Origin of the sequence: Ferrovibrio sp. (assembly GCF_964218355.1) — a bacterium.
GTDB lineage: Bacteria > Pseudomonadota > Alphaproteobacteria > Ferrovibrionales > Ferrovibrionaceae > Ferrovibrio.
In genome coordinates, this window is sequence record NZ_CAXPMC010000016.1 from 338,590 (window position 1) to 350,065 (window position 11,476).

Consider the following 11,476-nt stretch of genomic DNA (forward strand, 5'->3'; position numbering starts at 1 on the left):
GACGCGCGGCAAGGCCCTGAAGGCCACCCCGGTGCCGACCCGTGCCGCGCCGGCCGTGAACGAACCCCATCCCGCCCTGCCGCTGGACAAGATCCTGATCGGCGACAGCATCGCGCAGATGAACGGCCTGCCGGCCGAGAGCATCGACTGCATCTTCGCCGACCCGCCCTACAATCTGCAGCTGACCGGCGAGCTGCGCCGGCCGAATGACAGCGTGGTCGATGCGGTCGACGACGACTGGGACAAGTTCGGCAGCTTCTCGGAATACGATTCCTTCTCGAAGGCCTGGCTGCTGGCGGCGCAGCGCATTCTCAAGCCGAACGGCACCATCTGGGTGATCGGCAGCTACCACAACATCTTCCGGCTGGGCGCCCAGCTGCAGGATCTCGGCTTCTGGATGCTGAACGACGTGGTCTGGCGCAAGACCAACCCGATGCCGAATTTCCGCGGCAAGCGCTTCACCAACGCCCACGAGACGCTGATCTGGTGCGCGCGCAGCCAGGATGCCAAGGGCTATACCTTCAACTACGATGCCATGAAGGCGCTGAACGACGACCTGCAGATGCGTTCGGACTGGCTGATCCCGATCTGCGGCGGCAGCGAGCGGCTGCGCGGCGCCGATGGCGCCAAGACGCATCCGACCCAGAAGCCGGAAGCCCTGCTGCACCGGGTGATCGTCGCCTCGACCCGGCCCGGCGACGTGATCCTCGATCCCTTCTTCGGCTCCGGCACCACCGGCGCCGTTGCCAAGCGGCTGGGGCGCCATTTCATCGGCATCGAACGCGACAAAACCTATGCGAAGGCCGCCGAGCGCCGCATCGCCACCGTGCAGCCGGCAACCGCCGACGATGTCGAAGTGACGCGCTCGAAAAAGGACGAACCGCGGATTCCCTTCGGCTGGGTGGTCGAGCGCGGCCTGCTGCCGGCCGGCACCGTGCTGGTCGACCCGAGCCGCCGCCATTCCGCCAAAGTGCGCGCCGATGGCAGCCTGGTCACCGGCGATGCCAGCGGCTCGATCCACAAGATCGGCGCCCATGTGATGGGTGCGACGGCCTGCAATGGCTGGACCTTCTGGCATTTCGAGGTCGAAGGCAAACTCAAGCCGATCGACCTGCTGCGCCAGAAACTGCGCGCGGAAATGCCCTGAAAATCGCGGCCGGATGGCCGCCCGGCCATCCCTGCCGCGACCGGCTGGCTTTTCCGGCCGGGCCTGCTAGGCTTGCCGCATGCCGCGCTGCGGGGGCAGCGCCGCGCACAGAATCTGGGGGTTCCATCGGCATGACAGAGCGGCGCGGCATGTCATCCGCACTGCTGAGGCGGCTGGCGGAAGCAGACGACTCCCTGCTCGAAGGCCGCACCCGCGATATCGACGCCCTGATGGTCGAGCGGCTGTACCAGTCGAGCTGGCCGGTTCGCTACGTCCCCTATCCGATGCTGTTCGGTGCCTTCCTGGTATTCCGCGACTATGCCGACTGGTGGAGCATCATCGGCCTGACCGCGCTGTATACGCTGGGCACATGGTATCTCGACCGCCAGCGACAGAGGCTGGCCGGGATGGACGGGGAAATCGGCGAGCCGGAAATCTGGGGCCGGCGGTTCATGCTGGGCTCGGCCTGCACCGGCCTGACCTGGGGCATTCTCGGCGCACTGTATTTTCCCGCCGGCGATTTCCGCCTGCAGGCGGTGATGGCGGTGGCCTGGGCAGGACTGGCCTTCAGCAGCCTGAATACCCGCGCCCTGCACCTGCCTTCCTACTACGCCTTCCTGCTGCCGATGTCGGTGCCGGTCTACGCCCGCACCTTCCTGTCGGGCGAGAAGCCGGCCATCTACATGGCGCTGCTGGGGCTGGTGCTGGGCACCGCGATGACGCTGGCCGCCCATGCCGGCAACCGCCGCGAAAGGCTGGGCGCAGCACTGCGCCTGCGCAATGCCGAGCTGATCGGCGAACTGGATCGTGCCCGCGCCGCCGCGGAATCCGGCCGCCACGACATCGAGCAGGCCTATCGCGACATCCTCAGCGAGAATGCCGCCGCCCAGCGCATCGCCGGCTATGGCAGCTGGACCTGGGATGCGGTTGCCGACACGATGTCATGGTCGGACGAGTTCTACCGCCTGGTCGGGCTGGAACCGCAGGCCTGTCCGGCGGCGCTGGCCGCCCTGCTGGAACTGGTGGTGCCGGAAGATCACGAGGCCGTGCGCCGCCATGTGCAGCGCCTGCGCAACGGCGCCGGGCATGACCGCATCGTCTTCCGCCTGCGCAGGCCCGATGACCGCTTCGGCGAAGCCGGCTGCCTGCGCGAGGCGATCGGCGAATCGCAGACCGACGGCCAGGGCAATGTGCGGCACATTTTCGGTGTGCTGCGCCGGCCGGTACAGCCGGCCACGGCCTAGTCCACCGCGAAGACCGTCAGCAGAACCCGGTCGGGCCGCCGCTCGCCGAAACCCACCGCGAGGCGGCTGACCAGCCATTGCAGGTCCGGCGCCGCCGTTTCGAACCGCATCGCCGTGCGCATGTAATAGGCCGAGGGATCGACCGGCTCGCCGGCGGCCATGCGCACCATGATCTCGGGCGTGGCAACCCGCAGCCCGCGGCTCCATACCTCGACATGGGCGCCGGCATCGGTTTCCAGCATGTAGCGGGCATCGAGATCGGCCATGCCGTCCGGCCGCAGCACCTGCCAGTCGGCGCCGCCGGCCAGCACCCGGCCCGTCAGCCGGCCGCTGACCCGGCCGCCGGTGATCGGGATGCAGCGGCGTTCGCCGGTGGCGGCGCGGCCGGCGCTCTGCGGCGGCGCGACCACGACTTCCAGCCGCAGGATTTCGCTCAGCATGGGTCCTCCCGGTTGGTTTGACGGCCAACCATACCGGGACCGCCGGCGCCATCAACCCCGCACCGGCGCATTCCGCCGGCATCAGCCCCGCAGGCGGGGCAGCACGTCGTCCAGCTGGCGGTTGAGTTTCCCGGTGCGATCCCCGCCGAGACGGCGGGCGAGCTCGGCCTGCGCCTTCTGCCAGTTCGGCAGCGCGGCGCGGAAGGCGCGGCGTCCCTCGGCGGTCAGGCCGATCACGCGACGGCGGCGGTCGCCCGGATCCACCGCCTGCCGCACGAGGCCGCGCCGTTCCAGCAGGCGCAGGTTGCGGGTCACGGTGGTCTGGTCGGCATCGAGCAGGTCCGCCAGCCGCCCGACCGTCAGCTCGCCGTCGCGGCAGAGATGCGCCAGGGCGGCAAATTGCGGCCCGGTCAGGCCGGAATCGGCGAAATACCGGGCATAGATCTGCATGGCGAGCCGCGCCGCCGCCTGCAGGCGCATCGAGGTGCAGCCCGCCGTTTCCAGCTGCCGCAAAGCCCGGTCCGCCGCCGCATCCTTCCCCGTTCCGCCTCTGCCCGCCATCATCTCCGCCGGAAATGCCGCCATGCCCCTGCATCAGCGGCCCTGCATCAGCGGCCCTGCAACAGGGGCCCTTGTAACAGGAGCCCGTGCATCCTACATGCCTGCCAGGTCCATGTATATACATAGAAGGGGAGTGCATCATGCAGGATCAGGATGTCGTCGTCACCGGCCTTGGCCTTGTCACCCCGCTGGGCAGCGGGGTGGACACCAACTGGAGCCGGCTGACCGCCGGGCATTCCGGCCTGCGGCGGATCACCGCCTTCGAGACCGGCGACCTGCCGGCGAAAGTCGCCGGCATCGTGCCGGACATCGCCGATGATCCGCAGGGCTTCGATCCGGAGACGGCGGCCCCGCCAAAGGATCGCCGCAAGATGGACCGCTTCATCCAGTTCGCACTGGCCGCCGCCTCGCAGGCCATCGGCCAGGCCGGCTGGCATCCGTCCGAAGCGGCCGAGGCGCGCAGCCGCGCCGGCTGCATTATCGGCACCGGCATCGGCGGCTTTCCGGCCATCGCCGAGGCGACCCGCACGGTGGAGAAAAGCGGCCCGCGCAAGCTGTCGCCCTTCGTGATTCCCTCCTTCCTTGGCAATCTGGCGGCCGGGCATGCCTCGATCCGCTGGGGCCTCGAAGGCCCGATCGGCTGCCCGGTGACGGCCTGCGCCGCCGGCGCGCAGGCGATCGGCGATGCGGCACGGGCGATCCGCGCCGGCGAGGCTGACGTGATGATCGCCGGCGGCGCCGAGGCCTGCATCGACCGCGTCAGCATCGCCGGTTTCGCCGCGGCCCGCGCCCTTGCCACCGCCCATAATGACGATCCGCCCAAAGCCTCGCGGCCCTTCGATGCCGGCCGCGACGGCTTCGTGATGGGCGAGGGCGCCGGCATGCTGGTGCTGGAATCCTTCGCCCATGCGAAGGCACGCGGCGCCCGGATTCTGGCCCGACTGGCCGGCTACGGCACCACGGCCGACGCCCACCACATCACGGCACCGCGCGAGGATGGCGACGGACCGCGGCGGGCCATGCAGCTGGCCCTGCGGGCGGCCGGGCTGCGGCCGACCGAGATCGGCTACATCAACGCCCACGCCACTTCGACCCCGGTGGGCGACGCCGCCGAGATCGCCGGGGTGAAGGCGGTGTTCGGCAACGACACGCGCAACCTGTCGATCTCCTCGACCAAATCGGCCATCGGCCACCTGCTGGGGGCTGCCGGCGCGGTCGAGGCGATCTACAGCATCCTCGCGCTGGTCAACGGCCTGCTGCCGCCAACCCTGAATCTTGAACAGCCCGACGAGGCGGCGGCCGGTCTCGACCTGGTGCCGCAGACGGCGAAACACAAGACGCTGGATTACGTGATGTCGAATGCCTTCGGCTTCGGCGGCGTCAATGCCAGCCTGGTCTTCGCCCGCGCCTGACCCGCGCGGAGCGATGACGGCCGCAGGCAAAAAAAGACGGCGCGTCCGGGGGGAGGAGCGCGCCGTTAGTCTGGGGGGAAATCCGTGCGCCGGGGGGATGGCGCACGGGGGAAAACCTGATGCGGCCTATTGCTGGACGATCTTCCAGCTACCATCGGGCTGGCGGCAGGCGGTGCCGTAGCCCTGCTGGGACTCGCCGCCGACCTGGATGGTCTGCTGAAACTCGCGGCAATACTGGCCACTGCTGGTCTGGTAGGCCGGCTGCGGCACGATGGTGCCGGCATTGCCGCTGTCGGGGTTGCGCCACGAAACCTGGGTGCCCGAGGGCGCGGTTTCCAGCGCCCGCTGGTTGGAGCGTTCCATGTAGGTGCGGTCGGCGCGGTCGAGCGACTTGCCGACTTCCGAGCCGACCAGGGCGCCCAGCAGGGTGCCGGCGGCAACACCGACCAGCTGGCCCTTGCCCTTGCCGAACTGCGAGCCGGCCACGGCACCGCCGACACCGCCCAGCACGGTGCCGACATTCTGTTTCGGGCCGGTGTCGGCGCAGGCTGCCAGCAGGCCGGCCACGGCGATGGCCGCAACGGCGGGGGCGAAACGCTGACGCAGAATCTGCATGGCTGTGAATTCCTCTTCTCGATGTCCCGCCGTGGTTTTCACGGGGACAGCATGGAAATCCTGCGCAGGGATTACGGCGGGATTGCGGCGGGGGTGGGGAATTGTTGCGGCCGGAATTCTTGCGATCCGTGGCGGATCGCCCCTACCATCGGGCCGTCCGCGACTGCCCGCCCGTCCTGCCGGCCAGGCATTTGCGACGCGTTTGCGATCACCCGCCTGCGGCTGCCCCCAGGCTGTCACATCCAACTGCCACGGTTCCCCGATGGATGCCTATGCCGATCCGCTCGCCCATTTCGCCGCCTGGCTGGCGGAAGCGGAAAAGAGCGAACCCAGCGACCCCAATGCCATGGCACTGGCCACGGCGGATACCGGCGGGCTGCCCAATGTGCGCATGGTGCTGCTGAAGGGCTATGACGCGCAGGGCTTCGTCTTCTACACCAACTTCGAAAGCCGCAAGGGCGGCGAGCTGCTCGCCAACCCGCAGGCGGCGGCCGTGTTCCACTGGAAAAGCCTGCGCCGCCAGGTGCGCATCCGCGGCGCGGTCAGCGTTGTCAGCGATGCCGAGGCCGATGCCTATTTCGCCTCGCGCCCCCGCGACAGCCGCATCGGCGCCTGGGCCTCGCAGCAATCCCGCCCGGTCGAAGGCCGCTTCGCGCTGGAGGCGGCCGTGGCGAAATACGCGGCGAAATATGCCATCGGCGAGGTGCCGCGGCCGCCCTACTGGTCGGGCTTCCGCATCGCGCCGGCCAGCATCGAATTCTGGGCCGACCGCCCGTTCCGCCTGCATGACCGGCTGGTCTACAGCCGCAGCCAGAATGCTGAAGGGGATGCCGGCTGGACGACGGAGCGGCTGTTCCCGTGACGGTGCCGGCCGGATGAGCGGCCCCGCCGCCTTCGTCGCCACCGACCCGGCCATGAAGGCGCGGCTGATGCGGCGCGCCACCTGGGCCTCGGTGGCGGTGGCGCTCGTGCTGATCGGGGCCAAGCTGGCCGCCTGGCTGGTTACCGGATCGGTCGCCCTGCTGGCGTCGCTGGTCGACAGCCTGCTCGATGCACTGGCCTCGCTGGTCAACCTGCTGGCGGTGCGCCAGGCGCTGGCCCCGGCCGATGCCGAGCACCGCTTCGGCCATGGCAAGGCCGAGGCGCTGGCCGGGCTGGGCCAGGCCGCGCTGATCACCGGCTCGGCACTGTTCCTGGTGGTCGAGGCCACCGACCGCCTGCTCAGTCCGCGGCCGGTGGACCACAGCCTGCCCGGCCTGGCGGTGATGGCGGTCTCGATCCTGCTGACCGGCGGGCTGGTGCTGTACCAGCGCCACGTGATCCGCCAGACCGGCTCGCTGGCCGTCTCGGCCGACAGCCTGCACTATCTCAGCGACCTGCTGACCAATGCGACCGTGATCCTCGCCCTGCTGCTGGCGACGCGGCCCGATCTGGCCTGGGCCGATCCCGCCTGCGCCCTGGTGGTGGCCGCGGTGATCCTGAAAAGCGCCTGGGACATCGTGCGTGGTGCGCTGGACCACCTGATGGACCGCGAACTGGCCGATGCCGACCGCGACCGGATCGCGCAGGTGGTGCGGGCCCACCCGGAAACCCGCGGCCTGCATGACCTGCGCACCCGCCAGTCCGGCAACCAGGCCTTCATCCAGTTCCACCTCGAACTCGACCCGCAGATATCGCTTCGCGAGGCGCACCGGATTTCCGATGCCATCGAGGCGGAGATCCTCGCACTGTTCCCCGGCGCCGAAGTCATCATCCACCAGGACCCCGCCGGCGGCGGCACCGGGGTTGAGGGCGGCAGGCGGCAGGGCTAATCTCCGCCGCCAAGGGCGGCAGGCTGATCTCCGCCGCCACTGGTATCCGGAGAGGTCCACAGACATGACGATCCGCCGTTTCGCGCCCGGCAGCCTTGTCCTGGCGGCTGCCGCCCTTGTCCTGCTGCCTACCATGCCGGCGCTGGCCGCGGAAGGGATCGACGGCCGCAGTCTCGGCCTGCTGTGGACCCTGCCCTTTGCCGGCATCCTGCTGTCGATCGCACTGATGCCGCTGGCGGTGCCGCATTTCTGGCATCACCATTTCGGCAAGGTCGCCGCCTTCTGGGGCCTCTGCGTGGTCTTGCCCTTCGCGCTGACCGCGGGCGCCGGCGCAACCCTGCACACCCTGCTGGAAACCGCCCTGCACGAATACATCCCCTTCATCATCCTGCTGTTCACTCTGTTCACCGTGGCCGGCGGCGTACGGCTGACCGGCAACCTGCATGGCAGCCCCAGCCTGAACACCGCCATGCTGCTGGTCGGCACCGTGCTGGCCAGCTGGATGGGCACCACCGGCGCCTCGATGCTGATGATCCGGCCGCTGCTGCGCGCCAACGACAACCGTAAACACAGCGTGCATGTGGTGGTCTTCTTCATCTTCCTCGTTTCCAACATCGGCGGCGCACTCACCCCGCTGGGCGATCCGCCGCTGTTTCTCGGCTTCCTCAAGGGCGTCAGCTTCTTCTGGACCACCCATGCCCTGTTCCTGCCGACCATGGTGGTGGTGGTGCTTCTGCTCGGCATCTTCTACGCCCTCGACAGCTGGCTGTACCGCCGCGAGGGCTGCGTGCCAGCCGACCCGACCCCGGACAGCCCGATCGGCATCGAGGGCGGCATCAACCTGATCCTGCTCGGCGCCGTGATCCTGGCCGTGCTGATGTCGGGCACCTGGCATCCGGGCCACGGCATCAGCATCGCCGGCGTGCATGTCGAAACCCAGAATCTGGCACGCGACATCCTGCTGCTGGCGATCGCCTTCGCCTCGCTGAAGCTGACGGCGAAGGCGACCCGCGATGGCAACGGATTCACCTGGGGCCCGATTGCCGAGGTCGCCAAGCTGTTCGCCGGCATCTTCGTCACCATCATCCCGGCCATCGCCATCCTGCGCGCGGGCACTGACGGCGCGCTGGGGCCGCTGGTCAGCCTGGCCTCGCACGCCGATGGCAGCCCGAACAACATCATGTATTTCTGGCTGACCGGCATCCTGTCGAGCTTCCTCGACAACGCCCCCACCTACCTGGTGTTCTTCAACATGGCCGGCGGCGATGCCCAGACCCTGATGGGACCGCTGTTCACCACGCTGATGGCGATCTCGGCCGGTGCCGTCTTCATGGGCGCCAACAGCTATATCGGCAATGCGCCCAACTTCATGGTCAAGGCCATCGCCGAGGAAAAGGGCCTCAGGATGCCGAGCTTTTTCGGCTATATGGCCTGGAGCTGCAGCATTCTGCTGCCCTGTTTCGCGCTGGTCACCCTGCTGTTCTTCCTGTTCTGAGGCGGAAATCGGCAGACCCGGCGCCGGCCGGGGGTTGCGGAAACGGCGCGGAATCTCCATATGGGATCGCGAAATTTGCGATTTCACAGGGGGTTCCGCAATGTTCATGCCCTTGCTCCGCGCCAGCGGCGCGGCCACGGCCATCATGTCCATCGCACTGCCGGCGGAAGCCGCGGCGGTCGACGGCGCCGCGATGGGGCTGGTCTGGGGCATCCCGTTTGCCGGCATCCTGCTGTCCATCGCCCTGTTCCCGCTGCTGGCGCCGGCCTTCTGGCACCATCATTACGGCAAGATCGCCGGCTTCTGGGCCCTGGCCTTCCTGGTACCCTTCGCCCTGCTGGACGGCATCGGCAGCACCGCCCATGTGGTGCTGGAAGTGGCCCTGCATGAATACCTCCCCTTCACCATCCTGCTGCTGTCGCTGTTCACCATCGCCGGCGGCGTGCGCATCGTCGGCAACCTGCATGGCAGCCCCAGCCTGAATACCGGCCTGCTGGCCGCCGGCACCGTGCTGGCCAGCTGGATGGGCACCACCGGCGCCGCCATGCTGCTGATCCGGCCGCTGATCAACGCCAACGACAACCGCCGCCACAACACCCATGTCATCGTCTTTTTCATCTTCCTAGTGGCGAATATCGGCGGCGCACTCACCCCGCTGGGCGATCCGCCGCTGTTCCTCGGCTTCCTCAACGGCGTGAAGTTCTTCTGGACCATGGAGCATCTGTTCGCACCGACCCTGCTGATCAGCATGCTGCTGCTGGCGGTATTCTATCTGGTCGACCGCTATTACTACGTGAAGGAAGGCGTCACCCGCGACCCGACGCCGGATACCCCGATCCGCGTCGAGGGCGGCCTGAACATCTTCCTGCTGGCCGGCGTGGTCGGTGCCGTGCTGATGTCCGGCTCGTGGCAGCCGGGCTGGAGCTTCGATGTCTGGGGCGTGGACGTGAAGCCGCAGAACCTGGCCCGCGATGCCATCCTGCTCGCGCTCGCCGGCCTCTCGCTGGTGATCACCCGCAAGGAGACCCGGGTCGGCAACGGCTTCAACTGGGAACCGATCCTCGAGGTCGCCAAGCTGTTTGCCGGCATCTTCCTGACCATCGTGCCGGTGATCGCCATCCTGCGCGCCGGCACCGACGGCGCGCTCAGCGGCATCATCGAACTGGCCACCGGCCCCGGCGGCGGTCCGCGCAACGAGATGTATTTCTGGCTGACCGGCATCCTCTCCGGCTTCCTCGACAACGCGCCGACCTATCTGGTGTTCTTCAACATGGCCGGCGGCGATGCCCCGACCCTGATGGGCCCGCTGGTGAACACCCTGCTGGCGATCTCGATGGGTGCCGTCTACATGGGCGCCCTGACCTATATCGGCAATGCGCCGAATTTCATGGTCAAAGCGATCGCCGAGCAGGCCGGCATCCGCATGCCGAGCTTCTTCGGCTTCATGGCCTGGTCGGTGCCGGTGCTGCTGCCGGTCTTCGCCCTGGTCACCTGGCTGTGGCTGCTGTGACCGCTGCGGGATTCACAAGGCTGTAATTGTCGGTAAACCCGAGTCGGGGTAAACTGATCCCGATTCGGGCGCGGCCCCGCCCGCCCCGGATCGGGGTGCAATCGAGGAGGGTCTAGCCATCGCAACCACGACGACGCGCAAGCGCGCTGCCGCGACCGCCGGGTCCAAGCCCAAGGCCGCCAGAACCGTGAAAAGCGCAGTAAAGAGCAAACCGGGCGCCAAATCGCCCGCGGCCAAGGCCAAAAAGCCCACGGCGAAGACCGTGACGACCCGGGTGACCAAGACGGCCAAGGCGACGGCCAAGACCGCCGCGAAATCCAGGGCCGCGAAACCCAAAGCCGCGAAGCCGGCAGCCCCGAAGAAAACCGGCATCCCCGCCGCGGTGCAGAAGCTGCACAAACTGATCCTGAAATCGCTGGATGACGACAAGGCCGAGGACATCGTGTCGATCGACCTGTCCGGGAAATCCTCGGTGGCCGACTACATGGTGATCGCCTCGGGCCGCTCGTCGCGCCAGGTCGGCGCCATCGCCGAGCATCTGGTCGAGCGCATCAGTGCCACGGCCGGCCGCAAGCTGAGGGCCGAAGGCAAGGCTGCCGGCGACTGGGTGCTGATCGATGCCGGCGACATCGTGGTGCATATCTTCCGGCCGGAAGTGCGCGGCTTCTACAATCTGGAAAAGATGTGGGGCGCGACGATTCCGGAACCGGCGGCGGCCTGATGAAAGCATCGCTCCGGGCCAGACCGGGGCGGTGAAATCACCCCATGAAGATCACGGTTGCCTGCATCGGTCGGGCCGGCCGGGCCAAGCATGATGCGGCCCAGAGCCTGCTGGAAGATTATCGCGCCCGGCTGCCCTGGCCGGTGACGATCCGCGAGGTGGAAGACCGCAGGCAGGGCGGCAATGCCGCCGACCGCAAGGCCCGCGAGGGCGCCCTGCTGCTGGCCGCCGTCCCGAAAGGGGCCGTGATCGTGGCGCTGGATGAAAAAGGCAGAAGCCTGAGCAGCCGGCAATTCGCCGAGACCCTGGCCGGCTGGCGCGATGGCGGCGAACAGGAGGTCGCCTTCCTGATCGGCGGCGCCGATGGCCACGATGCGGCAGTGCTGGACCGGGCCCGCCTGACCCTGTCGCTGTCCGCCATGACATGGCCGCATTTGCTGGCGAGAATGCTGCTGCTGGAACAGCTCTACCGCGCCTGGAGCCTGCAGGCCGGCCATCCCTACCACCGGGACTGACCGTA

12 protein-coding genes are annotated in these 11,476 nt (G+C 68.4%); 9 read left to right on the forward strand and 3 right to left on the reverse strand.

Going from position 1 to position 11,476, the window contains the following annotated elements:
- Nucleotides 1–118: 118 nt before the first annotated feature.
- Nucleotides 119–1,147: a site-specific DNA-methyltransferase gene (locus tag ACEQZY_RS10830; RefSeq protein WP_370154441.1), complete on the forward strand. Its 1,029-nt coding sequence runs from the start codon at nt 119–121 to the stop codon at nt 1,145–1,147.
- A 149-nt stretch (nt 1,148–1,296) separates the two neighbouring features.
- Entirely contained in the window at nt 1,297–2,391 is a 1,095-nt protein-coding gene (locus tag ACEQZY_RS10835) for a PAS domain-containing protein (RefSeq protein ID WP_341705606.1), read from the forward strand.
- Here the strand turns inward: ACEQZY_RS10835 and ACEQZY_RS10840 are convergent.
- Both ACEQZY_RS10840 and ACEQZY_RS10845 read right to left on the reverse strand, forming a co-directional pair.
- Nucleotides 2,388–2,831, reverse strand: a complete 444-nt coding sequence (locus ACEQZY_RS10840) for a DUF3237 domain-containing protein (RefSeq protein WP_370154232.1) — start codon at nt 2,829–2,831, stop codon at nt 2,388–2,390. The genes ACEQZY_RS10835 and ACEQZY_RS10840 overlap by 4 nt on opposite strands.
- A gap of 81 nt (nt 2,832–2,912) precedes the next feature.
- Nucleotides 2,913–3,416, reverse strand: a complete 504-nt coding sequence (locus ACEQZY_RS10845; RefSeq protein ID WP_341704679.1) for a MarR family winged helix-turn-helix transcriptional regulator — start codon at nt 3,414–3,416, stop codon at nt 2,913–2,915.
- A 116-nt stretch (nt 3,417–3,532) separates the two neighbouring features.
- Here ACEQZY_RS10845 and fabF point away from each other — a divergent pair, with 116 nt between their 5' ends.
- On the forward strand, nt 3,533–4,804 hold the full coding sequence (gene fabF, locus ACEQZY_RS10850; RefSeq protein ID WP_341704678.1) for a beta-ketoacyl-ACP synthase II: 1,272 nt from the start codon (nt 3,533–3,535) through the stop codon (nt 4,802–4,804).
- A gap of 126 nt (nt 4,805–4,930) precedes the next feature.
- On the opposite strand, the gene ACEQZY_RS10855 is transcribed toward fabF, so the two are convergent.
- On the reverse strand, nt 4,931–5,419 hold the full coding sequence (locus tag ACEQZY_RS10855) for an RT0821/Lpp0805 family surface protein (protein ID WP_341704677.1): 489 nt from the start codon (nt 5,417–5,419) through the stop codon (nt 4,931–4,933).
- 262 nt (nt 5,420–5,681) lie between these two features.
- On the opposite strand from ACEQZY_RS10855, the gene pdxH reads away from it, so the two are divergent.
- From pdxH to ACEQZY_RS10885, 6 genes are all read left to right on the forward strand, one after another.
- The gene (pdxH, locus tag ACEQZY_RS10860; protein WP_341704676.1) at nt 5,682–6,281 is read left to right on the forward strand and encodes a pyridoxamine 5'-phosphate oxidase; all 600 of its coding nucleotides are present in this window, start codon (nt 5,682–5,684) and stop codon (nt 6,279–6,281) included.
- A gap of 13 nt (nt 6,282–6,294) precedes the next feature.
- Complete coding sequence (locus tag ACEQZY_RS10865) at nt 6,295–7,230, forward strand: cation diffusion facilitator family transporter (RefSeq protein WP_370154237.1); 936 nt, start codon at nt 6,295–6,297, stop codon at nt 7,228–7,230.
- 64 nt (nt 7,231–7,294) lie between these two features.
- On the forward strand, nt 7,295–8,725 hold the full coding sequence (locus ACEQZY_RS10870) for a sodium:proton antiporter (RefSeq protein WP_370154240.1): 1,431 nt from the start codon (nt 7,295–7,297) through the stop codon (nt 8,723–8,725).
- A 100-nt stretch (nt 8,726–8,825) separates the two neighbouring features.
- Nucleotides 8,826–10,235, forward strand: a complete 1,410-nt coding sequence (locus tag ACEQZY_RS10875) for a sodium:proton antiporter (protein ID WP_341704673.1) — start codon at nt 8,826–8,828, stop codon at nt 10,233–10,235.
- A 262-nt stretch (nt 10,236–10,497) separates the two neighbouring features.
- Entirely contained in the window at nt 10,498–10,956 is a 459-nt protein-coding gene (gene rsfS, locus ACEQZY_RS10880) for a ribosome silencing factor (RefSeq protein WP_370154243.1), read from the forward strand.
- Nucleotides 10,957–11,000: 44 nt separating this feature from the next.
- Nucleotides 11,001–11,471, forward strand: a complete 471-nt coding sequence (locus ACEQZY_RS10885; RefSeq protein WP_341704671.1) for a 23S rRNA (pseudouridine(1915)-N(3))-methyltransferase RlmH — start codon at nt 11,001–11,003, stop codon at nt 11,469–11,471.
- Nucleotides 11,472–11,476 lie beyond the last annotated feature (5 nt).